Source organism: Kitasatospora setae KM-6054 (genome assembly GCF_000269985.1).
Classification (GTDB): Bacteria; Actinomycetota; Actinomycetes; order Streptomycetales; family Streptomycetaceae; genus Kitasatospora; species Kitasatospora setae.
In genome coordinates this window covers 4,975,909-4,999,445 of the sequence record NC_016109.1, presented here as the reverse complement: position 1 = coordinate 4,999,445, position 23,537 = coordinate 4,975,909, and the positions used below count along the sequence as shown (strand labels likewise).

Below are 23,537 nucleotides of genomic sequence, written 5' to 3'. Positions count from 1 at the left end.
GGGCCCTCCGCCTACAGCTTCATCAGGTTGCTGTCGTCGACCGAAGCGGAGTGCCTGGTCCGGAAGATGGAGACGATGATGGCGAGGCCGACCACGACCTCGGCCGCCGCGACCACCATGGTGAAGAACGCGATGATCTGGCCGTCCAGGTTGCCGTGCAGCCGGGAGAAGGTGACCAGCGCCAGGTTCGAGGCGTTGAGCATCAGCTCGACGCACATGAACAGCACGATCGCGTTGCGCCGCACCAGCACGCCGGAGGCGCCGATGGTGAACAGCAGCGCGGCGAGGTACAGGTAGTTGACCGGGTTCACTCCGCCTCCTCCTTGGTCGGGACCGGCACCGTCTCCAGCGCCTGGCGGGGGCCGGACACCTGCGGGCGGGCGGAGGACGGGCGGCCCAGCCAGTCGGCCGTGGTCTCCTCCAGCTCGGCCATCCGGTCGAGCATCTCCCGGCTGACGTCGCGGACCTGGCCGCGCTCGCGCAGGGTGCCCATCACCGAGTCCTCGGCGACGGTGCCGTCCGGCAGCAGCGCCGGGATGTCCACCGCGTTGTGCCGGGCGTACACGCCGGGGGCGGGCAGCGGCGGCACCTGGATGTTGTCCTTGACCCGCTGGGCGGCCAGCTGGCGCTGGGTCGGCGGGGCCTTCACCTTCTCGCGGTGGGTCAGCACCATCGCGCCGACCGCCGCGGTGATCAGCAGCGCGCTGGTCACCTCGAAGGCCCACACGTACTTGGTGAAGATCAGCCGGGCCAGGCCCTGCACGTTGCCCTCGGCGTTCGCCCCGGCCAGGCCGGTGAAGTCGCGGAGCTTCGCGTTGGCCAGGCCGGCCACCAGCAGCACGCCGAAGCCCAGGCCGCAGAGCGCCGCGGCGACCCGCTGGCCCTTCAGCTGCTCCTTCAGCGAGTCCGCCGCCGAGACGCCGACCAGCATCACCACGAACAGGAACAGCATCATGATCGCGCCGGTGTAGACGACGATCTGCACCACGCCCAGGAACACCGCGCCCTGCGCCAGGTAGCAGACCGCCAGCGCGATCATCGTGGCCGCCAGGCAGAGCGCCGAGTGCACGGCCTTGCGCATCAGCAGCATGCCGAGCGCGCCGCCGACCGCGATCACGGCCAGCACCCAGAACTGCACGGCCTCGCCGGTGGAGGTCATGACCGCTCCTCCTTCTCGTGCTCGTGCGCGTGCCGCTCCTGCCGGACGGTGCCGGGCGCCGCGCCGGTGACCTCGCCCCGGTAGTAGGCGCCCTCGTCGGCGCCCGGGAAGATCGAGTGCGGGGAGTCGACCATGCCCTCGGTCAGCCCGACCAGCAGCTGCTCCTTGGTGAAGATCAGGTCCTGCCGGGAGGAGTCCGCCAGCTCGTACTCGTTGGTCATGGTCAGCGCCCGGGTCGGGCACGCCTCGACGCACAGCCCGCACAGGATGCAGCGGGCGTAGTTGATCTGGTAGACCGCGCCGTACCGCTCGCCGGGCGAGTAGCGCTCGTCGTCCCGGTTGTCGGCGCCCTCGACGTAGATCGCGTCGGCCGGACAGGCCCACGCGCACAGCTCGCAGCCGACGCACTTCTCCAGGCCGTCCGGGTGCCGGTTCAGCTGGTGGCGGCCGTGGAAGCGCGGAGCGGTGGGCTTCTTGTACTCCGGGTACTGCTCGGTGAGCCGCTTCTTGAACATGGCCTTGAAGGTCACGCCGAAGCCGGCGGCCGGCCCGAGGACCGACTTCTCTGACGGTTGGTCAGGCATCGCGGATCAGCTCCCTTCGGAAGGGTCGGCCCCGTTGAGGGCGTCCTGGAGTTGCGGGGTCCGGCGGCGGCGGCGCGGCACCGGCGGCAGTTCCTGCCCGGGCAGCGGCGGGACGGGGTAGCCCCCGGCCATCGGGTCGAACGCGGGGGCCGGCTCCGGCGCCGGCGCGGGCTTCTTCCGCACCAGGTCGACCACCAGCGCGACCAGCAGCACCGCGCCCAGCGGGGCGCCCACGTACAGCACCACGTTGGCGAAGTCGTAGCCCTCGTTGCGCAGCGCCCGCACGGTGGCGACCATAACCAGCCAGACCAGCGAGACCGGGATGAGCACCTTCCAGCCCAGCTTCATGAACTGGTCGTAGCGCAGCCGGGGCAGGGTGCCGCGCAGCCAGATGAAGAAGAACAGCAGCAGCTGGATCTTCAGCACGATCCACAGCATCGGCCACCAGCCGTGGTTCGCGCCCTCCCAGAAGGTCGAGATCGGCCACGGGGCGCGCCAGCCGCCCAGGAACAGCGTGGAGGCGACCGCCGAGACGGTGACCATGTTGACGTACTCGGCCAGCATGAACATCGCGAACTTCAGCGAGGAGTACTCGGTGTTGAAGCCGCCGACCAGCTCGCCCTCGGCCTCCGGGAGGTCGAACGGCGCCCGGTTGGTCTCGCCGACCATCGCGATGACGTACACGATGAACGACACCGGCAGCAGCACCGCGAACCAGGTCGGCTGCTGCGAGGCGACGATCTCCGAGGTCGACATCGAGCCCGAGTAGATGAACACCGCCGCGAACGACAGGCCCATCGCGATCTCGTAGCTGATCATCTGCGCGGACGAGCGGATGCCGCCCAGCAGCGGGTACGTCGAGCCGGACGACCAGCCGGCCAGCACGATGCCGTAGATGCCCACCGAGGCGGTGGCCAGGATGTACAGCAGCGCGATCGGCAGGTCGGTCAGCTGGAGCGGCGTCCGGGTGCCGAAGATCGACACCTCGTTGCCGGCCGGGCCGAACGGGATCACCGCGAACGCCATGAACGCGGGGATCGCCGCGACGATCGGCGCCAGCACGTAGACCGCCTTGTCGGCGCCCTTGACCACCAGGTCTTCCTTCAGCGCCAGCTTCACGCCGTCGGCCAGCGACTGCAGCAGGCCCCACGGGCCGTGCCGGTTCGGGCCGATCCGCAGCTGCATCCAGGCGACGACCTTGCGCTCCCAGACGATCGCGATCAGCACCGTCCCGACCAGGAACGCGAAGCAGAACACCGCCTTCAGCAGCACCAGCCACCACGGGTCGCGGCCGAAGAAGCCGAGCGTCTCGGCGTTGGCGGCCAACGGACCGGCCAGCGGACCGGCCAGCGGACCGGCGAGGGGGGCAGCGAGGGGGCTCATGATTCCTCCGCCGGGGCGATGGTGACCAGGTGGCCGACCGTGGTGCCGAGCGCGCGGTACGCGCCGCCGTCCGGCGTCGAGTTGAGCGGCAGCCAGACCGTGCGGTCCGGCATCGCGTCGGTGACCGCCAGCGGCAGGGTCAGCGAGCCGGCCGGGCCGGTGACCCGGAGCGCGCCGGCCGCGGTGGCGCCGATCTCGGCGGCGGTGGCGGCGGAGAGCCGGGCGACGGCGGCGTGCCGGGTGCCGGCCAGGTGGGTGTCGCCCTCCTGGAGGGTGCCGTGGTCCAACAGCATCCGGTGTCCGGCCAGCACGGCCTGCCCGGTGGCCGGGCGGGGCAGCGCGGCGGGGTGCGCGGCCGGGGCGGCCGGGCGGTCGCCCCGCCACGGGGTGAAACGGTCCAGCTCGATCCGGGCGGCCCGGACGTCGGGCAGGCCGATCGGCCGGTCCAGCGCGTCCGCGACCATGGTCAGCACCCGGACGTCGGAGTGCGGCTGGCTGCGCATCAACTGGTCTGGCTTGAGCGCCGGTTCGAACATCCGGACCCGGCCCTCCCAGTCCAGGAAGGTGCCGGCCTTCTCGGCGACCGCCGCGACCGGCAGCACCACGTCGGCGCGCGCGGTGACCGCGGACGGGCGCAGCTCCAGCGAGAGCACGAAGCCGACCCGGTCCAGCGCCTCCTCGGCGAGCGCCGGGTCCGGCAGGTCGTCCAGGCCGACGCCGCCGAGCACCAGCGCGTCCAGCTCGCCCGCGGCGGCGGCGGCCAGGATCTGGCCGGTGTCGCGGCCGGGGCGGGACGGCAGTTCGGCCTGGCCCCAGTGCGCGGCGGCCTCGGCGCGGGCGGCGGGCACCGCGACGGCCCGGCCGCCGGGCAGCAGCCCGGGCAGCGCGCCCGCCTCGACGGCGCCCCGCTCGCCGGCCCGGCGCGGCACCCAGGCGAGCTTCGCCCCGGTGGCGTGCGCCAGCCGCAGCGCGGCGGTCAGGCCGCCGGCGGTCTGCGCGAGCCGCTCGCCGACCAGCAGGACGGCGCCCGGGGAGCGCAGCGCGTCGGCGCAGCGCCCGGCGTCGTCGGCGAGCACCTCGTCGCCGGCCAGCGCGGCCAGCCACTCGACCTCGGTGCCGGGGGCGGCGGGCAGCAGCGCGCCGCGCAGCTTGGCCAGGCCGCGGGTGGCGTGGGTGGCGATCGAGAAGACCCGCAGCCCGGACGCCCGGTTGGCCTTGCGGAGCCGGAGGAAGACGATCGGCGCCTCCTCCTCGGCCTCCAGGCCGACCAGCAGCACGGCGGGCGCGGCCTCCAACTCCCGGTAGCTGACGGCGTCCCCGTCCAGGTCGACGCCGTGGCCCGCGACCGCGGCGGCCAGGAAGTCGGCCTCCTCGCCGCTGTGCGGCCGGGACCGGAAGTCGACGTCGTTGGTGCCGAGCGCGATCCGGGCGAACTTGCCGTACGCGTAGGCGTCCTCGACGGTGACCCGGCCGCCCGCGAGCACCGCGGCGCGCGCCCCGCGCAGCCCCTCGGCGGCCCGGGCCAGCGCCTCCGGCCAGGAGGCGGCGACGAGTTCGCCGTCCGCGCCGCGGACCAGCGGGGTGCCGAGGCGGTCGCGCTGCTGGGCGTAGCGGAACGCGAACCGGCCCTTGTCGCAGTTCCACTCCTCGTTGACCTCCGGCTCGTTGCCGGCCAGCCGCCGCAGCACCTTGCCGCGCCGGTGGTCGGTGCGCTGCCCGCAGCCGGCCGAGCAGTGCTCGCACACGGACGGGGAGGACACCAGGTCGAACGGGCGGGAGCGGAACCGGTAGGCGGCGGAGGTGAGCGCGCCGACCGGGCAGATCTGGATGGTGTTGCCGGAGAAGTACGAGTCGAGCGGCTGGTCGACGCCGGTGCCGATCTGCTGGAGCGCGCCGCGCTCGACCAGGTCGATGAACGGGTCGCCGGCGATCTGCTGGGAGAACCGGGTGCAGCGGGCGCACAGCACGCAGCGCTCGCGGTCCAGCAGCACCTGGGTGGAGAGCGGCAGCGGCTTCTCGTACGTCCGCTTGACGCCCTCGAACCGGGTGTCGGTGTCGCCGGTGGACATCGCCTGGTTCTGCAGCGGGCACTCGCCGCCCTTGTCGCAGACCGGGCAGTCCAGCGGGTGGTTGATCAGCAGCAGTTCCATCACGCCGCGCTGCGCCTTCTCGGCGACCGGCGAGGAGAGCTGGGTGCGGACGACCATGCCCTCGGCGACCGGGATGGTGCAGGAGGCGACCGGCTTGCGCTGCCCCTCGACCTCCACGATGCACTGGCGGCACGCCCCGGCGGGGTCGAGCAGCGGGTGGTCGCAGAAGCGCGGGATCTGGGTGCCGATCTGCTCGGCGGCGCGGATCACCAGCGTGCCCTTGGGGACGCTGACCTCGACGCCGTCGATGGTGAGCGTGACCAGCTCGGTCTGGGTGGAAGGCTCCGTGACCGTCACGCGTGCACCTCCCTCTCGGTGGCGGACTCGTGGGCGGGGGCCCGGCCGGCCCAGACGGTGGAGGCCGCCGGGTCGAACGGGCAGCGGTGTTCGTTGAGGTGCTGCTCGTACTCGGCGCGGAAGTGCTGGAGCGAGGAGACGATCGGGCTGGCCGCACCGTCGCCCAGCGCGCAGAAGGACTTGCCGTTGATGTTGTCGGCGATGTCCAGCAGCTTCTCCAGGTCGCCGGGGGCGCCCTGGCCGGCCTCGATCCGCTTGAGCAGCTGGACCAGCCAGTAGGTGCCCTCGCGGCACGGGGTGCACTTGCCGCAGGACTCGTGGGCGTAGAACTCGGTCCACCGGGTGACGGCCCGGACCACGCAGGTGGTCTCGTCGAAGACCTGGAGGGCCTTGGTGCCGAGCATCGAGCCGGCCGCGCCGACGCCCTCGTAGTCGAGCGGGACGTCCAGGTGCTCCTCGGTGAACATGGGGGTGGAGGAGCCGCCCGGGGTCCAGAACTTGAGCCGGTGCCCGGCCCGGACGCCGCCGGTGATCTCCAGCAGCTGGCGCAGCGTGATGCCGAGCGGCGCCTCGTACTGGCCGGGGTTGGTGACGTGCCCGGAGAGCGAGTACAGCGTGAAGCCGGGCGACTTCTCGGTGCCCAGCGACGTGAACCAGTCCTTGCCGCGGGCCAGGATCGGCGGCACCGAGGCGATCGACTCGACGTTGTTCACCACGGTCGGGCAGGCGTACAGGCCGGCGATCGCCGGGAACGGCGGGCGCAGCCGGGGCTGGCCGCGGCGGCCCTCCAGCGAGTCGAGCAGCGCGGTCTCCTCGCCGCAGATGTACGCGCCGGCGCCGGCGTGCACGGTGATGTCCAGGTTGATCCCGGAGCCCTGGATGTCCTTGCCGAGGTACCCGGCCGCGTACGCCTCGGCGACCGCCGCCTGGAGGCGGCGCAGCACCGGGACGACCTCGCCGCGCAGGTAGACGAACGCGTGCTCGCAGCGGATCGCGTACGAGGCGATGACCATGCCCTCGATCAGCGCGTGCGGGTTGGCGAACAGCAGCGGGATGTCCTTGCAGGTGCCCGGCTCGGACTCGTCGGCGTTGACCACCAGGTAGTGCGGCTTGCCGTCGTTCTGCGGGATGAACTGCCACTTCATGCCGGTCGGGAAGCCGGCGCCGCCGCGGCCGCGCAGGCCGGAGTCCTTGACCAGGGCGATGACGTCGTCCGGGGGCATCGCGAGGGCGGCGGCCAGGCCGTCGTAGCCGCCGTGCCGGCGGTAGGTGTCCAGGGTCCAGGGGCGGTGGTCGTCCCAGGAGGCGGACAGCACCGGGGAGAGCAGCTTCTCGGCCGGTTCGGCGGAGGTCATCACGCTTCCGTCCCTTCGTGCCGGGGGGCGACCACCTTGGCGCCCGGGGTGCCGGGCAGCGCCTCGCCCTTGGCGAGCCGCAGGCCGGCCAGCGAGGGGGCGCCGCCGGCGCCGGACTCGTCGTTGGCACCGGGGCGCTCGTCGGCGAAGCCGGCCAGGATCCGGGAGCTCTCCTTGAACGAGCAGAGCTTGGCGCCCCGGGTGGGGCGGACCTCCTGCCCGGCCCGCAGCCGGTCGACCAGCTCCTTGGCGCTCTCCGGGGTCTGGTTGTCGAAGAACTCCCAGTTGACCATCACCACGGGGGCGTAGTCGCAGGCCGCGTTGCACTCGATCCGCTCGATCGAGACCGAACCGTCCTCGGTGGTGCGGTTGTTGGCGATGCCGAGGTGCTCGGAGAGCTCGTCGAAGATCTGGTCGCCGCCGAGCACCGCGCACAGCGTGTTGGTGCAGACGCCGACGTGGTACTCGCCGGCCGGGCGGCGCCGGTACATCGTGTAGAAGGTGGCGACCGCGGTGACCTCGGCGGTGGTCAGCTCCAACTGCTCGGCGCAGAACCGGATCCCGGTCGGGGTGACGCAGCCGTCCTCGGCCTGCACCAGGTGCAGCAGCGGCAGCAGGGCGGACCGGGACTGCGGGTAGCGGGAGATCAGCTCCCGTGCGTCGGCGGCGAGTCGGGCCTCGACCTCCGGCGGGTAGGGCTTGGCCGGCAGCGCCGGCAGGCCGAGTTCTGTGCTGCTCACCGGTCCACGCCTCCCATCACCGGGTCGATCCCGGCCACCGACACGATCACGTCGGCCAGCGGGGCGCCCTCGCACATCGCGGCCATCGTCTGCAGGTTGGTGAACGACGGGTCGCGGAAGTGCACCCGGTAGGGCCGGGTGCCGCCGTCGCTGACCACGTGCACGCCGAGTTCGCCCTTGGGCGACTCCACCGCGGCGTAGGCCTGGCCCACCGGCACCTTGAAGCCCTCGGTGACCAGCTTGAAGTGGTGGATCAGGGCCTCCATCGAGGTGCCCATGATCTTCCGGATGTGGTCCAGCGAGTTGCCCATGCCGTCCGGGCCGACGGCCAGTTGGGACGGCCAGGCGATCTTCTTGTCGGCCACCATGACCGGTCCGGGCCGCAGCCGCTCCAGGCACTGCTCGACGATCCGCAGCGACTGCTTCATCTCCTCCAGCCGGATCAGGAACCGCCCGTAGGAGTCCGCGGTGTCGGCCACCGCGACGTCGAAGTCGTAGGTCTCGTACCCGCAGTACGGGTCGGACTTGCGCAGGTCGTGCGGCAGCCCGGTGGCCCGCAGGATCGGGCCGGTGGCGCCGAGCGCCAGGCAGCCGGGCAGGTCGAGGAAGCCGACGTCGACCAGCCGGGCCTTGAACACCGGGTTGTCGGTGGCCAGCTTGTCGTACTCGTGCATCCGCGAGCGCAGCAGGTTGACGCCCTCGCGGATCTTGTCGACCGCGCCGGGCGGCAGGTCCTGGGCCAGGCCGCCGGGGCGGACGTACGCGTGGTTCATCCGCAGGCCGGTGACCAGCTCGAAGATGTCCAGCACGACCTCGCGGTCCCGGAAGCCGTAGATCATCAGGGTGGTGGAGCCGATCTCCATGCCGCCGGTGGCCAGCGCCACCAGGTGCGAGGAGATCCGGTTCAGCTCCATCATCAGCACCCGGATCACGGTGGCCCGCTCGGGCACGTCCGCGGTGATGCCGAGCAGCTTCTCGACGGCCAGGCAGTAGGCGGTCTCGTTGTACAGCGGGGTGAGGTAGTCCATCCGCGTCACGAACGTGGTGCCCTGCACCCAGGAGCGGAACTCCATGTTCTTCTCGATGCCGGTGTGCAGGTAGCCGATGCCGCAGCGGGCCTCGGTGACCGTCTCGCCGTCGATCTCCAGGATCAGCCGGAGCACGCCGTGGGTGGACGGGTGCTGCGGGCCCATGTTGACGATGATCCGCTCGTCGTCGGCGCCGGCCACCGCCTCGGCGACCTCGCCCCAGTCGCCGCCGGTGACGGTGAAGACCCGTCCCTCGGTGGTGTCCCGGGCGCCTGCTTCGTAGTGGGTGCTGCTCATCAGCTGTACGCCCTCCGCTGGTCGGGAGCCGGGATCTGGGCGCCCTTGTACTCGACGGGGATGCCGCCGAGCGGGTAGTCCTTGCGCTGCGGGTGCCCCAGCCAGTCGTCCGGCATCATGATCCGGGTGAGCGCCGGGTGGCCCTCGAAGACCAGGCCGAAGAAGTCGTAGGTCTCCCGCTCGTGCCAGTCGTTGGTCGGGTAGACGCTCACCACGGACGGGATCCGCGGGTCCGCGTCGGGCGCGGTGACCTCCAGCCGGATCAGCCGGGTGTGGGTGATCGAGCGCAGGTGGTAGACCGCGTGCAGCTCCCGGCCCTTGTCCTGCGGGTAGTGCACGCCGCTGACGCCCAGGCACAGTTCGAAGCGCAGCGCCGGGTCGTCGCGCAGCGTCCGCACCGCCTTCAGCAGGTGCGCGCGGTCCAGGTGGAAGGTCAGCTCGCCGCGGTCGACGACGGTCTTCTCGATGACGTCCGCCGGGTCGAGGCCCTGCTCCTCCAGCGCGCCCTCGAACTCGTCGGCCACCTCGTCGAACCAGCCGCCGTACGGGCGCTCGCTGGCGCCGGGCAGCACGATCGGCGCGGTCAGGCCGCCGAACCCGGAGGTGTCGCCGGTGCCGCGGGCGCCGAACATGCCCTGCCGGGAGCCGACCACCTCGACCGGGATCTCCCGCCGGGTCGCGGGCACCTCGGGCTTCCCGGCGGACTTCTCGGAGTCGCTCATCGCAGCAGCCCCCGCATCTCGCTGGTCGGGACGGCCTGGAGCGCGAGGCGCTCGGCCTCCTCCTCGGCCCGGCGCTTGTGCACGCCGAGCTTCTCGTGCTGGATCTTCTCGTGCAGCTTGATGATCGCGTCCAGCAGCATCTCCGGGCGGGGCGGGCAGCCCGGCAGGTAGATGTCCACCGGGACGATGTGGTCGACGCCCTGGACGATCGCGTAGTTGTTGAACATGCCGCCGGAGGACGCGCAGACGCCCATCGAGATGACCCACTTGGGGTTCGGCATCTGGTCGTAGACCTGCCGCAGCACCGGCGCCATCTTCTGGCTGACCCGGCCGGCGACGATCATCAGGTCGGCCTGCCGGGGCGAGCCCCGGAAGACCTCCATGCCGAACCGGGCCAGGTCGTAGCGGCCCGCGCCGGTGGTCATCATCTCGATCGCGCAGCACGCCAGGCCGAAGGTGGCCGGGAAGAGCGACGCCTTCCGCACCCAGCCCGCGGCGGCCTCCACGCTGGTGAGCAGAAAGCCGCTCGGCAGCTTCTCCTCGATACCCATCAGTTCCCTCTCAATGCCCTCGACTCCGGTGGCTTGTACGCCCGTTCACGAGCGCCGCGCGCGGCGGCGGCCGGTGGTCAGTCCCACTCCAGGCCGCCGCGGCGCCAGACGTAGGCGTAGGCGACGAACACGGTGGCGATGAACAGGAGCATCTCGACCAGCCCGAAGATCCCCAGGGCGTCGAAGCTGACCGCCCACGGGTAGAGGAAGACGATCTCGATGTCGAAGACGATGAACAGCATCGCCGTCAGGTAGTACTTGATCGGGAACCGCCCGCCGCCCACCGGCTGCGGGGTCGGTTCGATGCCGCACTCGTACGCCTCCAACTTGGCCCGGTTGTAGCGCTTCGGGCCGGTGAGCGAGGCCATCACGACGGAGCCGACCGCGAACGCCGCCGCGATGGCACCGAGTACGAGGATCGGCGCGTAGGCATTCATGCCCCGCTCCCTCCGTCCAGTCGTCCTTGACTGCAGATCGGAACCACCAGGTCACCAAGGGTGAAACGATGATCCACTTCGTGAGATCCGGCTCCATGTGAGGCAGTTCACAAAGCCAGGTTGGAGCGCATCCTATGCCTGTCCGCTTGTGATCTGCGACACGCAGTTCCCGATGATCTTTGTGATCTTCGCCACCCGACGAAGGCCCGCGAAACCGGATCGATCACCACTGTTCGACCAGCAGTGGGCAGATGACCACATACAGTCGCAAGGCACCGCGAAACGAGCACCGTTCGGCCACGCCCCATATCAATTCTGCTGCGGTCCAGGCAAATTTCGGAGTGATCCGGTTTGCGTGATAGTGGATCTCACCCGCGAGGTGGACCCGGGACGGCGGCCGCTTGACCCTTCGTTCACAAGCCCTCAGGACCCGGCCGGCCACCGCGGCGCCCGCCGCCGCCCCCACTCGGTCCCCGCCAGCACCGCCACCGCCCCCAGCAGCGCGAGCGGCCCCGGCCGGTCCCCCGCCAGCAGCACCCCGCACAGCGCCGCCCACAGCGGCTCGGTCCCCAGCAGCAGGCTCACCCGGGACGGCGAGGTCGCCCGCACCGCCCACAGCTGCACGAAGAACGCGAACAGCGTGCACAGCAGCGACAGGTACAGCAGCAGGCCCCAGCGGGCCGCGTCGAAGGACGCCGCCACGCTCAGCGGCGACGGCCCGGCGAACGGCGCCGCCGACACGAACACCAGCGTGGCGAAAGCGAGTTGGACCCAGGTCAAGGCCAACGCGTCCACCCCCCGGACCGCCCGCAGCCGAGCCGTCGCCAACACGTTCACCGTCCGCGCCACCGCCGCCCCCAGCACCAGCAGGTCACCCGCCGACGGCGCCCGCAGCCCCCCGTCCCCGGTCAGCAGCGCCACCCCCAGCACCGACAGCCCCGCCGCCGCCAGGAACGCCCCCGACGGCGCCGACCGCCGCAGCACCGCCTCCGCCAGCGGCGTGAACACCATCGTCAGACTGATCACCAACCCCGCGTTGGTCGCCGACGTGTGCACCGCCCCGTACGTCTCCAACAGGAACACCGCCCCCAGCACCACCCCCAGCACCGCCCCGCCGCCCCACTGCGCCAACGACAACCCCCGCAACCGCCGCCACGCCACCACCCCCAGCACCGGCAGCACCACCCCGAACCGCAACGCCAGCACCGCCACCACCGTCTCCGGCTCCGCGACCCGCTTCACCACCAGGAAGCTCGACCCCCACACCACCGCCACCGCCACCAACGGCAGATCCCGCACCACCTGCGGACGGACACCAACGGACACCACGGCCACGGCACGGCTCCCGGAAGACTCGACGGGGCCCGCACGGCATCGGACGGGACGGTTCGGAGGCGCCACTCTCCCGCACCCGCGAGGCGGCGGGCAAGCGCTTTCCCGCCCGCCGCGGGCCCCGGCGCCGCACCCGGAGCGCCGATGTGGATGACATATGCTGGATGTCAACATCGCCCACATTCCCGGAGGCGCGGAGTGAGCATCACGCAGATCGACATCGACGACGAGGCCCTCGCCGCGGCGATGAGACTGATGGGCACGACCACCAAGAAGGACACCGTGAACAACGCCCTCCGCGAGTACACCGCGCGGATGAGGCGGCTGGAGGCGGCGGAACGGCTGGCCGCCAGGGGCGCCCGGGGCGAGTTCGACGCGGCCGCGGCCGCCCGGGCCGCCGCGAAGCGGGCCCGCCAGGAGGGCCTCGGTTGATCGGCTACCTGGTCGACGCCTCGGCCCTGTGGCACCTGTTCCGCACCCCCGGGGCGCTGCGCGCCTGGGAGGGGCACATCGCCGCCGGGGTGCTGCACGTCTGCGAGCCCACCCGCGCCGAGTTCCTGTACTCCGCCACGGGTCCGGCCCACCGCGACGAGCTGGCCGACGAACTGGACGCCCTGTGCGGCACCGCCGCGGTGCCCAAGTCCGCCTGGCGGTGGGTGGATTCCGCCCAGTACCGGCTGACGCAGCGGGGCCTGCACCGCTCGGCCGGTGCGATCGACCTGCTGGTCTGTGCCACCGCCGCCCACCACGACCTGACGGTGCTGCACGTCGACAACGACTTCACCACCGTCGCGTCCGTCGTGTCCGACGTCCGCGAGCGGGACGCCCGGCACTGAGCGGGGCCCACGCGAAAGGCGGCGGGCAAGCGCTCTCGCGCCGCCCGCCGCCTTCCCGGAGCCCGTGCCGTCAGGCGCGGGGCGCCACCTTGGTGAGGCCGTTGATGATCCGGTCGGCGACGTCGCCGCCGCTGGGGTCGGTGAGGTTGGCGAGCAGCTTGAGGACGAACTTCATCAGGACGGGGTGGGTGAGGCCGCGTTCGGCGGCGATCCGCATGACCTTGTCGTTGCCGATCAGCTTCACGAAGGCGCGGCCGAGCGTGTAGTAGCCGCCGTAGGTGTCCTTGAGGAGCTGGGGGTAGCGGGCCAGGGCGCGTTCGCGGCCCTCGGGGGTGATCCGGGCCATCGCCTGGACGATGACGCCGGCGGCGAGCTGGCCGGATTCCATCGCATAGGCGATGCCCTCGCCGTTGAACGGGTTGACCATGCCGCCGGCGTCGCCGACCAGCAGCAGGCCCTTGGTGTAGTGCGGCTGCCGGTTGAAGGCCATCGGGAGGGCGGCGCCGCGGATCGGCTCGGTCATGTTGTCCGGCGTGTAGCCCCACTCCTCGGGCATGCTGGCGCACCAGCTCTTCAGCACCTCGCGCCAGTTGAGGTCGCCGAAGGCGGGCGAGGAGTTGAGGATGCCGAGGCCGACGTTGGAGGTGCCGTCGCCCATGCCGAAGATCCAGCCGTAGCCGGGCAGGAGCTTCTTCTGGCCGCCGCGGGTGTCCCAGAGTTCCAGCCAGGACTCCAGGTAGTCGTCGTCGTGCCGGGGCGAGGTGAAGTACGTCCGGTAGGCGACGCCCATCGGCCGGGACTCCATCCGGTGCAGGCCCATGGCGAGGGAGAGCCGGGTCGAGTTGCCGTCGGCGGCGACCACCAGCGGCGCGTGGAACTCGACCTCGCGCTTGTCCGGGCCGAGTTTGGCGGTGACGCCGGTGATCCGCCCGGCGCGGTCCTTGACCGGCCCGCTGACGTTGCAGTTCTCGTACAGCCGGGCGCCGGCCTTCTGGGCCTGCCGGGCGAGCAGTTCGTCGAAGTCGGCGCGCTTGCGGACCAGCCCGTAGTCGGGGAACGCGGCCAGGTCGGGCCAGTCCAGCTCCAGCCGGACGCCGCCGCCGATGATCCGCAGGCCCTTGTTGCGCAGCCAGCCGTCGGCGGACACGTCGATGCCCATGTCGACGAGTTGCTTGACGGCGCGCGGGGTCAGGCCGTCGCCGCACACCTTCTCGCGCGGGAACTCGGTCTTCTCCAGCAGCAGCACGTCCAGGCCGGCCTGGGCCAGCCAGTAGGCGGTGCTGGCACCGGCCGGACCGGCGCCGACCACGATGACGTCGGCGGTGGACTCGACGGCGGTCTCGGTCATACGGGCTTCTCTCCTGAGCGCGTCGGGGTCACGGAGTCGGGGGCCGACCCCTCGTCAGCGCCTTTCCGGCGGACGGGGTGCCGAACCACCGCAGTCTACGGCGCCTTGAAGCCGCGGTGGAGGGCGACGATGCCGCCGGTGAGGTTGCGCCAGGCGACCTTCGTCCAGCCCGCGCGCTGCAGTTCGGCGGCCAGCTCGGGCTGGTCCGGCCACTCCCGGATCGACTCGGCGAGGTACACGTACGCCTCCGGGTTGGACGACACCCGGGTCGCCACCGGCGGGAGCGCCCGCATCAGGTACTCGGTGTAGACCGTGCGCAGCGGCGTCCAGGTGGGGGTGGAGAACTCGCAGATCACCAGCTTGCCGCCGGGCTTGGTCACCCGCAGCATCTCGCGCATCGCCGCCTCGTGCTCCTGCACGTTGCGCAGCGCGAAGGAGATGGTCACCGCGTCGAACGACTCGTCCGCGAACGGCAGCCGGGTCGCGTCGCCCGCGGTCAGCGGGAGTTCGGGGTGGCGGTTCTTGCCCTCGGTCAGCATGCCGATCGAGAAGTCGCACGGCACCACGTCGGCGCCCGCCTCCAGGAACGGCAGCGAGGACGTGCCGGTGCCCGCGCCGAGGTCCAGGATGCGCTGGCCCGCGACGGCGCCGACCGCGTCGGCCACCGCCCGGCGCCACAACCGGGCCTGGCCCAGCGAGAGCACGTCGTTGGTGCGGTCGTACTTGGCCGCGACGTCGTCGAACATGGCGGCGACGTCCTGCGGCTGCTTGTCCAGATGGGCTCGGGTCACGCCCCCATTGTTCACCTTGCGACGCCGCGGGCGGTCACCAGGGCTCGCCAGCGGCCCCGGCGTCGCCCGGAAGGTGGCGGGCCCGGCTCAGCGCAGGGCGCGGCGGCCGCCCTTGCGGCGGCGGCGGGAGCGCTTGCCGTGGGTCAGCGCGGGCATCCCCTCGGCGGCGAACGCCACCGTGAGACCGGCCTGTCCGCGTTCCGCGCCGGCCCGGCCGCGGCGGATCCGCCACAGGCAGAGCGCGCACGTCAGCACCGCCGCGGGCACGCTGGTCTGCGCCAGCACCACGCCCACCGGCTGCGGGTAGGTGCGCCCGCAGACCCGCACCGCGGACGGGTCGTCGGCCGCCCGCTCCAGGCAGACGCTCTCGCCGACCCGGGCGTCGGCGGGCAGCCAGAGGTCGGCGGCGGTCAGCCGGCGCCCGTCGACCTGGTAGGCGACCTGGCTGTAGGTGCCGCTGCCGCCGGGCAGCTGGGTGACCGTCCCGTCGACCCGGACGGGGTGCGCGTCGATCCGGTCGGCCTGGTCGGCCTGGCGCCAGCCCAGCAGGCACATCGCGACGGCCACCACCGCGCTCAGCACGGCCCCGACGTACCAGCCCCGAGCCGGTCGGGTCCGGAGGCGTTCGGGGGTCGCGGCTCGCATGCGTCCTGTTCCTGGCTCGGGTGGTGGTCTGAACCGGGATGGTAGCCGCAAAGCCCTCCCCAGGTCACGGGGAGTCAGAAAGCGGGGGCTCCGCGGGCGCTCCCCGCCCGCCGCCGTCCGGGACGCCGAGCGCGGCCAGCAGGCGCTCGCGGTGGGCGGCGAAGTCGGGGGCGCCGCGGCGGTCCGGGCCGGCCGGGCCGGTGAGCGGGAGGTCGAGGGAGAAGCGGCCGTCGGTGAGGACGAGGACCCGGTCGGCGAGCAGCAGCGCCTCGTCGACGTCGTGGGTGACGAGCAGCACGGCGGGGCGGTGCCGGGCGCACAGGTCGCGCAGCAGGGCGTGCATCCGGATCCGGGTGAGCGCGTCGAGGGCGCCGAACGGCTCGTCCAGCAGCAGGAGTCCGGGCTCCCGGACCAGGGCGCGGGCGAGGGCGGCGCGCTGTGCCTCGCCGCCGGAGAGGGTGCCGGGCCAGGCCCGTTCCCGGCCGGCCAGGCCGACTTCGGCGAGGGCCGCCCGGCCGCGGGCGAGCGCGGCGTCCCGGGGGCCGGGCAGGCCAAGCACCACGTTGTCCAGGACCCGGGCCCAGGGCAGCAGCCGGGCGTCCTGGAAGACCACCGCGCTGGGTTCGGGGACCTCCACCAGGCCGTCCCCGTCCGCGCCGTCGTCGAGGTGGCCGACGGCGCGCAGCAGGGTGGACTTGCCGGAGCCGCTGTGGCCGAGCAGTGCGGTGAACCCGCCCTGCGGGATGTCGAGTTCGATGCCGTCCAGGACGGTGCGCCCGCCGTAGGAGCGGCGCAGGCCGCGCAGCCGCACCCCTCCGGCGGGGGCCGTCGGGCCGGTCAGCCGAGTGTCGTGCGCCATCGCAGGACTCGCCTCTCCAGGAGTCGGACCAGGGTGTCGGAGGCCAGGCCGAGCAGTCCGTAGACGACCAGGCCGACCACGATGACGTCGGTCTGGCCGAAGGTGCGGGCCTGTTCCATCAGGTAGCCGATGCCGCTGTCGGCGTTGATCTGCTCGCTGACCACGAGGACCAGCCAGGAGACGGTGACCGCCAGCCGCAGGCCGGTGAAGAAGCCGGGCGCGGCGCCGGGCAGGGCGATCCGGCGCAGGAAGCCGAGGCGGCCGAGGCCGACGGTGCGGGCGAGTTCGGCCCAGCGCAGGTCGAGGCCGGTGAGCGCGGCGTGGGTGTTGACGTAGACCGGGAAGAAGGTGCCGAGCGCCACCAGGATGATCTTCACCTCCTCGCCGATGCCGAACCAGAGGATGGCCAGCGGGACGAGGGCGAGGATCGGCAGCGCCCGGAACAGCTGGGCGGTCCCGTCGATCAGGGCCTCGCCGAGCCGGGACAGCCCGGCCGCCAGGGCGAGCAGCACGCCGGCGGTGGTGCCGAAGGCGAGCCCGAGGGCGGCGCGCTGGAGCGACACCCAGAGGTGGTGGCCGAGTTGGCCGCTGCTCAGCAGCTCCCAGCCCTGCTGTCCGACCGCGCCGGGCGGGGCGAGGGTCTGCGGGTCCAGCAGGCCGGTGGCGGAGCAGAGCTGCCAGAGCGCGAGCAGCAGCAGCGGGCCGAGCGCGCGGGCGAACGGGATCCGCCGCCGGGCGCCGGGCCCCGGCGTCCGGCCGGCGCGCCCGGCGCGGGGGCGCCGGGCGGTGGCGGGGGCTCGGGTGGCCGTCATCGGTCAGCCCTTGGCCGCGGCGGCCTGGACGGCGTCGAAGCGGCGGTCGAAGACGCCCGAGACGTCGAAGGGGCGGATCACCCCGGCCTCGACCAGCACGTCGGCGATCTTCTGCAGCCGGGCGGCGGCGGTGGCCTGGTCGGGGACGGTGGCGGTGCCGTTGTTGGCGACCACGGCGCGGCCGACCTCGGCGGGCAGCTGCTGGGACTCCACGTAGTAGGACTGCACCCAGGCGTCCTTGTGCTGGGTGATCCACAGTTCGGCGCGGGTGAAGCGGGCGGTGAGGTCGGCGAGGGCGGCGGCGGTGGCGTCGTCGGCGACCGCCTTGGCGGGGGCGATGAGCAGTTGCAGGCCGCTGGTGAGGCCCTTGTCGCCGTCGAGTTCGTGGGCGCCCTTGTCCTGGTAGCCGGTGGCGTACTTGCTGACCAGCGGTTCGGTGAGGGTTCCGGCGTCGACCTGGCCGGCGGCCAGCGCGGCGGGGATCTCCGGCGGGTTGAGCTTGACCAGGGTGACGTCGCCGGGCTTCAGGCCGGCGTTCTTGAGGGCGTTGAGCACGGCGGGCTGGAAGGTGGTGCCCTCGGTGTAGGCGATCTTCCGGCCCTTGAGGTCGGCCACGGTCCGCGCGGTGCTGCCGGGCGAGGTCCAGAGGTGGACGGCGTCCGGGCTGTTCTGCACCAGGCCGATCACCTGGGCGTTCTGCCCGTGCGCGTTGGCGAAGACCACCGGCGCGTCGGAGACGAACCCGGCGTCGGCGGCGCCGGCCCGGAACGCCTCCAGGACGGCGGGCCCGCCCTGGAACGAGGACCAGCTGATCCGGTACGGCAGGTCCTTGTCCTGTCCGGCGGCGGCCAGGGTGGTCTTCAGCAGGTCGTTCTGGTCGGCGACGCGCAGCGTGAGGCCGGCCGGCACGGCGGTGGGCAGCGGCTTGTCGACGGGCCCGGCCGGTGCGGCCCGGCCGGCGGTGGAGGCGCAGCCGGTGAGCACCGCGGCGGCGAGTACGGCGGTGCCGAGGGCGGCGGCGGTCTGGCGGTAGGTGGGCATGGCGGGACTCCCGGACGGGCCGTGTGGGCGGGGGGTGAGGTGGCCTCATGCTGGGTGCGGGGTTCCGCCGGTGTCAACGAAATCCTGTAAATAACTTTCAATCTCACCCGGTAAATTGCAGAAGTGTTTCCCAGCGTTGCTCAGTACTACGCGATGACCTGGTTATTCTCCGATCGGTATGAAAGTTATTTACGAGTCTCCGCCACCTGGCTAGGGTCGGTCACCGTGCGCTCCTGCTACCTCCTCGATCCGGGCTCGCCGTCGCTGCCCCGGCTGCTGGACCGGGCCGCCGCGGCCGGCCTCGACACCGTCGTCACCGGGCTCGACGCGGTCACCCCCGCCCTCGCCGACCGGGCCCGCCGCCTCGGCCTGCGGGTGTACGGGAGCTTCGCCTGCTTCCGCGGCCCCGACGGGCCGCCCGCCGTCGACCAGGACGGGCGGCCCTGGCAGCCGATGGAGTGGTACACCGGCGTCCGCCCCAACGACCCGGCCTGGAACGCCCGCCTCGCCGACCGGCTCGCCGCCGCGCTGGCCACCGCCCCGGTCGACGGGCTGCTGCTGGACTTCCTGCGCTGGCCGCTGCACTGGGAGCTGGAGCTGCGCCCCGGCGCCCGGCCCCGCTCCGCCTCCTACGACCCGGACACGCTGCGGCAGTTCACCGCCCGGACCGGCCTGCGCCCACCCGGCTCCGGCGCGGCCGCCGCCCGCTGGATCGCCGCGCACCACGCCGCCGCCTGGGAGGAGTTCCGCACCGACGCCGTCACCGACGCCGCCCGGCTGCTCGCCGGGACGGCCCGCGCCGCCCGCCCCGGCCTCCCGGTCGGCGCCTTCCTGGTCCCGGCCGCGGACGAGGCCGAGCGCCGCGCCGCGGTCGGCCAGGACGCCGGCCGGCTGGCCGGCCCCCTCGACCTGCTGCTGCCGATGGCGTACCACGCGATCCTGCACCGGGGACCCGACTGGCCGGCCCGGGTCGTCCGGGCCACCGGGTCCGCCGTCCCGCTGGTGCCCGTCGTGCAGACCACCTCCGCCGCGGCCGCCGTGCTCGGCCGGGACGCCGACTGGGGCCCGCCGGTCGGCGACGCGGGGTTCGCGGCGCTGCTCGACCACACCCTGGCGGCCGGCTCGGGCAGCATCTGCCTGTTCCCCGGCGAGGGCCTCGGCCCGGCCCGGTGGGACGCCCTGGCCGACCGGCTGGCCGGGACCAGGCCGCCGCACCGCCCGTTGGAAGGACCGCCCCGTGCCCGATGACCTCCTCGCCCGCGTCCGCGACCGCCGCGACCAACTGCCCCGGGCCGAACGCGGCATCGCCGACCTGGTGCTCGCCGACCCCGGCGCCGCCGCGACCCGCACCATCACCGAACTCGCCCGCGCGGCCGGCACCTCCGAGGCCACCGTGCACCGCTTCTGCCGCAGCCTCGAACTGCGCGGCTACGCCCAGCTGCGGCTCGGCCTGGCCGCCGAGGCCGAACGGCTGCGCGCCGACACCCGCCCCGACCTCGGCCTGGGCACCGACCTCGGCCCGGACGACACCCCCGAGCAGCTGGTCCGCAAGGTCGGCTGGGCCAACGCCCGGGCCGCCGAGGAGACCGCCGCCGCCCTCGACCCGGCCGTGCTGGCCGCCCTCGGCGACCGGGTCCGGCGGGCCCGCCGGATCCTGGCGGTCGGCGTCGGCTCCAGCGCCCTGGCCGCCCTCGACGCCACCCAGAAGCTGCAACGCCTGGGCTACCCCGCGGTGTTCGCCAGTGACGTGCACGCCGCCCTGATGACCGCCGCGCTGCTCGGCCCGGACGACCTCGCCCTCGGCATCAGCCACTCCGGCCGGGCCCGCGAGGTGGTCGAGGTGCTGGAGGAGGCCCGGCTGGCCGGGGCCGCCACCGCCGTCGTCACCAGCAACCCCCGCTCCCCCGCCGCCGCGCCCGCCGACCTGGTGCTGCGCACCGCCGCCCGGGAGACCGAGTTCCGCAGCGGCGGCACCGCCTCCCGCACCGCCCAGCTCACCGTGGTGGACGCCCTGTACGTCACGCTCGCCCAGCACGACCACGCCCGGATCCTGGACGGCCTGGAACGCGCCCACGACGCCATCCGCCGCCACAGCCTGCGCCGCCCCCGCTGACCCCGTCCGCCGTCACCGGCACCCCGCCCGCAAGGAGCCCGCCGATGCCCGCCACCCCCCGCCCGGCCCCCGCGCCGCGCCGCGTCCTGACCCTGCTGCTGGCCGTCGCCGCCGCCCTGCTGCCGCTCGCCCCGGCCCCGGCGCACGCCGCCCCGGCCGGTTTCACGCTGTACGACGACACCGCGTACGCCACCGCCGCCGTCGGCCACGGCGCGGTGCCCGCCAACCTGGTGCCCAACCGGGTCTGCACCCCGCTGGTGGCCGGCGGCGCGCTGCCCGCCGAAGCGGACTGGAAGGCCCTGGTCGCCCAGTACGACACCCACCCGGACGCCCCGCTGGTCCTCGACTGCGAGAGCCTCTACCTCACCGGCACCGCCGCCATCGCCGCCGACCACCTGAACCGGCTCGCCACCCTCCAGGGCTGGGCCCGGCAGGTCGCCCCGACCCAGACCATCGGCTGGTACGGCCTGCTGGGCAACACCGCCACCGCCCACCAGGGCCTGTACCGGCAGCTGATCGCCCAGGACCGGAACACCGCGTTCTTCCCGTCCGCGTACACCTACGCCACCGGCTACGACGGCTGGCTGTCCACCCTGCGGGGCAACCTGGCCGCCGCCGCGCAGATCGACCCGGCGGTCCCCGTCCTGCCGTACGTCTGGCCGCAGTACCACGACGGCACCGGCGCGCTCTCGCTCACCTGGGTGCCCGCCGCCCAGTTCGCCTTTCAGCTCGCCACACTGCGCGACCTGGGCCTGCCCGGCGCCGTGATCTGGGGCGGCTCCAACCCCGCGGTCTGCGACACCGCCTGCCAGGACGGCGCCGGCGCCCAGGGCTGGCTCCCCGCCACCCGGGCCTTCCTGGACTGGTCGGCCGGTCCCGAGGCCACCGCCCAGGACCTCGCCGCCGGCCGGCCGGTCACCGTCTCCAGCAGCTACGACTCCACCCTGACCGGCCCGAACGCCGTCGACGGCAACCCGTACACCCGGTGGGCCAGCAGCTACGCCGACCCGCAGGAGATCACCGTCGACCTCGGCTCGGTCCGCGCCGTGGAGGGCGTCCGGCTGGTGTGGAACACCGGCTACGGCAGCGCCTACCGGGTCCGGCTCTCCACCGACGGCACCGCCTGGACGACCGTCCGCACCGTCACCGGCGGCACCGGCGGCGTCGAGTACCTGACCGGCCTGCACGGCACCGGCCGCTACCTGCGGCTCGAACTCACCGCCCGGGGCACCGCCTACGCCTACTCGCTGTGGAGCCTCGATGCCTACGCCGTCTGACACCCTCGACCGGCTGCCCCCGACCGAGCGCCGCCACCCGCTCAGCACCGGCCTCGACACCCTCGGCACCCGGGCCCTGCTGGAGCTGATCAACGCCCAGGACGCCACCGTGGCCCCCGCCGTCCGCGCCGCCCTGCCCGCGCTCACCGCCCTGGTCGACAGCGCGGTCGCCGCCCTGGACCGCGGCGGCCGGGTGCACTACTACGGCGCGGGGGCCGGCGGCCGGATCGCCCTCGGCGACGCGCTGGAACTCGGCCCCACCTACGGCGTCGGCCCCGAGACCCTGGTCGCCCACCTGGCCGGCGGCCCGCGGGCCGCCGACCGGGCCGCCGAGCACGCCGAGGACGACGCCCCCGACCCGGCCGACCCGGACCGCCCGGGCCCCGCCGACCTGGTCATCGGCGTCACCGCCAGCGGCCGCACCCGCTACGTGCTGGCCGCCCTCGCCGCCGGCCGCGCCACCGGCGCCACCACCGCCCTGCTCACCGGCGACCCCGACACCCCGGGCGCCGCCCACGCCGACCTGCTGGTCGTCCTCGACACCGGGCCCGAGGTGGTCACCGGCTCCACCCGGATGAAGGCCGGCACCGCGCAGAAACTCGCCCTGAACGCCTTCTCCACCGCGCTGATGGTCCGCACCGGGCGGACCTGGTCGAACCTGATGGTGGCCGCCTCCGCCCGGAACGGGAAGCTCCGCGACCGCGCCGTCCGCACCCTGGTCACCTCCTGCCAGGTCAGCGCGGCCGAGGCCGCCGACTGCCTGGACGCCTGCGCGGGCGAGACCGCCACCGCCCTGGTCGCCCTCGCCACCGGCCGGCCGCCCGCCGACGCCCGCACCGCCCTCGCGGCCCACCGGGGCCGTCCCTTCGCCGCCGTCCGCGCCCTCACCCGCGCCCCCGGGAGCACCGGGAGCACCGGGTGACCCTGCACCTGGGGATCGACGCCGGCGGCAGCCACACCCGCGCGGTCCTCGCCGACCGGACCGGTACCGTCCTCGGCCGCGGCGCCGCCCCCGGCGCCAACCCGGCCGGCGGCGACCCCGGCACCGCGCTCGCCCACCTGGCCGCCGCCGCCACCGCCGCCCTCGGCGGCCGGCCGCCCGGCGCGGTGGCCGGCTGCGCGATCGGCCTGGCCGGCCACCGCGCCCTGCCCGACCCGGCCGCCTTCGCCGAACGCTGCCGCGCGGCCCTGCGTCTGGACGTCCCGGTCCTGCTGGTCCCCGACACCGTCCCCGCGCTGGCCTCCGGCGGCGTCGCCGACGGCACCGGCACCGTGCTGATCGCGGGCACCGGCGCGATCTGCGTCCGGCTCGACGCGGGCCGGACCGCCGACCGGCGCGGCGGGCTCGGCTGGCTGCTCGGCGACGAGGGCAGCGGGTTCTGGCTGGGCAGCCAGGCGCTGCGCCGGGCCCACGCCCGCCCCGGCGGGCCGCTGGGCGGCCTGGTCCGCGCGCACTGCGCCGCCGACACCCCGGACGGGCTGCTCCGCTGGGCCTACGCCGGGCCGCCCCGGCGACTCGCCGAACTGGCCGCCCCGGTCTGCGCCCTGGCCGCCGCCGGCGACCCCGACGCCCGCGCGCTCACCGACCGCGCCGCCGACCACCTGGCCGCCCTGGTCCGCGCCACCGCCCGCCCCGGTGCCCCGCTCGTCCTGAGCGGCTCGGTCGCGGCCTCACCGGGCCCGCTGCGCGACCGCCTCACCGACCTGCTCGCCGACCTCTCGCCCCGCTTCCCCCGCACCGATCCGGCCGCCGCGGCCGCCGCCCTGGCGCACTGAGCGC

At 73.9% G+C, this 23,537-nt stretch carries 25 protein-coding genes; 7 read left to right on the top strand and 18 right to left on the bottom strand.

All coding sequences use genetic code 11. The features are described from left to right. Positions 1 to 11 precede the first annotated feature (11 nt). From nuoK to KSE_RS22245, 12 genes are all read right to left on the bottom strand, one after another. Positions 12 to 311 carry an NADH-quinone oxidoreductase subunit NuoK gene (gene nuoK, locus KSE_RS22300; protein ID WP_014137607.1) on the bottom strand — a complete coding sequence of 100 codons (300 nt, stop codon included), beginning with the start codon at positions 309 to 311 and terminating at the stop codon, positions 12 to 14. Continuing rightward, positions 308 to 1,159 carry an NADH-quinone oxidoreductase subunit J gene (locus KSE_RS22295; protein ID WP_014137606.1) on the bottom strand — a complete coding sequence of 284 codons (852 nt, stop codon included), beginning with the start codon at positions 1,157 to 1,159 and terminating at the stop codon, positions 308 to 310. The genes nuoK and KSE_RS22295 overlap by 4 nt, the downstream gene beginning before the upstream one ends. After that, the gene (nuoI, locus tag KSE_RS22290; protein ID WP_014137605.1) at positions 1,156 to 1,743 is read right to left on the bottom strand and encodes an NADH-quinone oxidoreductase subunit NuoI; all 588 of its coding nucleotides are present in this window, start codon (positions 1,741 to 1,743) and stop codon (positions 1,156 to 1,158) included. Before nuoI ends, KSE_RS22295 begins: the two co-directional genes overlap by 4 nt. Positions 1,744 to 1,749: 6 nt before the next feature. Then, entirely contained in the window at positions 1,750 to 3,126 is a 1,377-nt protein-coding gene (gene nuoH, locus KSE_RS22285; protein ID WP_014137604.1) for an NADH-quinone oxidoreductase subunit NuoH, read from the bottom strand. Next, positions 3,123 to 5,573, bottom strand: a complete 2,451-nt coding sequence (locus KSE_RS22280) for an NADH-quinone oxidoreductase subunit G (protein WP_014137603.1) — start codon at positions 5,571 to 5,573, stop codon at positions 3,123 to 3,125. Before KSE_RS22280 ends, nuoH begins: the two co-directional genes overlap by 4 nt. Next, positions 5,570 to 6,928 carry an NADH-quinone oxidoreductase subunit NuoF gene (gene nuoF, locus KSE_RS22275; RefSeq protein ID WP_033259245.1) on the bottom strand — a complete coding sequence of 453 codons (1,359 nt, stop codon included), beginning with the start codon at positions 6,926 to 6,928 and terminating at the stop codon, positions 5,570 to 5,572. The genes KSE_RS22280 and nuoF overlap by 4 nt, the downstream gene beginning before the upstream one ends. Then, entirely contained in the window at positions 6,928 to 7,647 is a 720-nt protein-coding gene (gene nuoE / locus KSE_RS22270; protein ID WP_051055911.1) for an NADH-quinone oxidoreductase subunit NuoE, read from the bottom strand. The genes nuoF and nuoE overlap by 1 nt, the downstream gene beginning before the upstream one ends. A gap of 17 nt (positions 7,648 to 7,664) precedes the next feature. Next, positions 7,665 to 8,993 carry an NADH-quinone oxidoreductase subunit D gene (locus tag KSE_RS22265; RefSeq protein WP_014137600.1) on the bottom strand — a complete coding sequence of 443 codons (1,329 nt, stop codon included), beginning with the start codon at positions 8,991 to 8,993 and terminating at the stop codon, positions 7,665 to 7,667. Next, positions 8,993 to 9,715 carry an NADH-quinone oxidoreductase subunit C gene (locus KSE_RS22260; protein ID WP_014137599.1) on the bottom strand — a complete coding sequence of 241 codons (723 nt, stop codon included), beginning with the start codon at positions 9,713 to 9,715 and terminating at the stop codon, positions 8,993 to 8,995. Before KSE_RS22260 ends, KSE_RS22265 begins: the two co-directional genes overlap by 1 nt. Beyond that, entirely contained in the window at positions 9,712 to 10,266 is a 555-nt protein-coding gene (locus KSE_RS22255) for a NuoB/complex I 20 kDa subunit family protein (protein ID WP_014137598.1), read from the bottom strand. Before KSE_RS22255 ends, KSE_RS22260 begins: the two co-directional genes overlap by 4 nt. Positions 10,267 to 10,343: 77 nt before the next feature. Further along, positions 10,344 to 10,703, bottom strand: a complete 360-nt coding sequence (locus KSE_RS22250; RefSeq protein ID WP_014137597.1) for an NADH-quinone oxidoreductase subunit A — start codon at positions 10,701 to 10,703, stop codon at positions 10,344 to 10,346. A 423-nt stretch (positions 10,704 to 11,126) separates the two neighbouring features. Next, positions 11,127 to 12,038 carry a DMT family transporter gene (locus KSE_RS22245; protein WP_014137596.1) on the bottom strand — a complete coding sequence of 304 codons (912 nt, stop codon included), beginning with the start codon at positions 12,036 to 12,038 and terminating at the stop codon, positions 11,127 to 11,129. 195 nt (positions 12,039 to 12,233) lie between these two features. Between KSE_RS22245 and KSE_RS22240 the strand changes: the two genes are divergently transcribed. Together KSE_RS22240 and KSE_RS22235 are read left to right on the top strand one after the other, a co-directional pair. Beyond that, the gene (locus KSE_RS22240) at positions 12,234 to 12,467 is read left to right on the top strand and encodes a type II toxin-antitoxin system VapB family antitoxin (protein WP_014137595.1); all 234 of its coding nucleotides are present in this window, start codon (positions 12,234 to 12,236) and stop codon (positions 12,465 to 12,467) included. Then, positions 12,464 to 12,871 carry a PIN domain-containing protein gene (locus tag KSE_RS22235; protein ID WP_014137594.1) on the top strand — a complete coding sequence of 136 codons (408 nt, stop codon included), beginning with the start codon at positions 12,464 to 12,466 and terminating at the stop codon, positions 12,869 to 12,871. The genes KSE_RS22240 and KSE_RS22235 overlap by 4 nt, the downstream gene beginning before the upstream one ends. 70 nt (positions 12,872 to 12,941) lie before the next feature. Here the strand turns inward: KSE_RS22235 and KSE_RS22230 are convergent, their stop codons facing one another. The 6 genes from KSE_RS22230 to KSE_RS22205 form a co-directional block, all read right to left on the bottom strand. Further along, complete coding sequence (locus KSE_RS22230) at positions 12,942 to 14,219, bottom strand: geranylgeranyl reductase family protein (RefSeq protein ID WP_014137593.1); 1,278 nt, start codon at positions 14,217 to 14,219, stop codon at positions 12,942 to 12,944. Positions 14,220 to 14,314: 95 nt separating this feature from the next. After that, a complete protein-coding gene (locus KSE_RS22225) occupies positions 14,315 to 15,010 on the bottom strand; it encodes a demethylmenaquinone methyltransferase (protein ID WP_014137592.1) in 696 nt (231 codons plus the stop codon). 87 nt (positions 15,011 to 15,097) lie between these two features. Then, positions 15,098 to 15,655 carry a hypothetical protein gene (locus KSE_RS22220; protein WP_033259246.1) on the bottom strand — a complete coding sequence of 186 codons (558 nt, stop codon included), beginning with the start codon at positions 15,653 to 15,655 and terminating at the stop codon, positions 15,098 to 15,100. A gap of 64 nt (positions 15,656 to 15,719) precedes the next feature. Then, positions 15,720 to 16,514: an ABC transporter ATP-binding protein gene (locus KSE_RS22215; RefSeq protein WP_014137590.1), complete on the bottom strand. Its 795-nt coding sequence runs from the start codon at positions 16,512 to 16,514 to the stop codon at positions 15,720 to 15,722. Further along, positions 16,493 to 17,326, bottom strand: coding sequence for an ABC transporter permease (locus tag KSE_RS22210; protein ID WP_014137589.1), 834 nt, complete (start codon positions 17,324 to 17,326; stop codon positions 16,493 to 16,495). Before KSE_RS22210 ends, KSE_RS22215 begins: the two co-directional genes overlap by 22 nt. A 3-nt stretch (positions 17,327 to 17,329) precedes the next feature. Beyond that, a complete protein-coding gene (locus KSE_RS22205) occupies positions 17,330 to 18,367 on the bottom strand; it encodes an ABC transporter substrate-binding protein (RefSeq protein ID WP_014137588.1) in 1,038 nt (345 codons plus the stop codon). Between the two features lie 225 nt (positions 18,368 to 18,592). On the opposite strand from KSE_RS22205, the gene KSE_RS22200 reads away from it, so the two are divergent. The 5 genes from KSE_RS22200 to KSE_RS22180 are packed head-to-tail and all read left to right on the top strand — an operon-like array spanning position 18,593 to position 23,533. Beyond that, on the top strand, positions 18,593 to 19,615 hold the full coding sequence (locus KSE_RS22200) for a glycoside hydrolase family 10 protein (protein WP_014137587.1): 1,023 nt from the start codon (positions 18,593 to 18,595) through the stop codon (positions 19,613 to 19,615). Then, positions 19,605 to 20,480, top strand: a complete 876-nt coding sequence (locus KSE_RS22195) for a MurR/RpiR family transcriptional regulator (protein WP_014137586.1) — start codon at positions 19,605 to 19,607, stop codon at positions 20,478 to 20,480. Before KSE_RS22200 ends, KSE_RS22195 begins: the two co-directional genes overlap by 11 nt. A gap of 44 nt (positions 20,481 to 20,524) precedes the next feature. Further along, positions 20,525 to 21,757, top strand: coding sequence for a discoidin domain-containing protein (locus KSE_RS38710; protein WP_014137585.1), 1,233 nt, complete (start codon positions 20,525 to 20,527; stop codon positions 21,755 to 21,757). Beyond that, positions 21,741 to 22,679 (top strand): N-acetylmuramic acid 6-phosphate etherase, encoded by a 939-nt coding sequence (locus KSE_RS22185; RefSeq protein ID WP_014137584.1) that lies wholly within the window; start codon positions 21,741 to 21,743, stop codon positions 22,677 to 22,679. Before KSE_RS38710 ends, KSE_RS22185 begins: the two co-directional genes overlap by 17 nt. After that, positions 22,676 to 23,533: an N-acetylglucosamine kinase gene (locus KSE_RS22180; RefSeq protein ID WP_014137583.1), complete on the top strand. Its 858-nt coding sequence runs from the start codon at positions 22,676 to 22,678 to the stop codon at positions 23,531 to 23,533. The genes KSE_RS22185 and KSE_RS22180 overlap by 4 nt, the downstream gene beginning before the upstream one ends. The last annotated feature ends 4 nt before the right edge of the window (positions 23,534 to 23,537 follow it).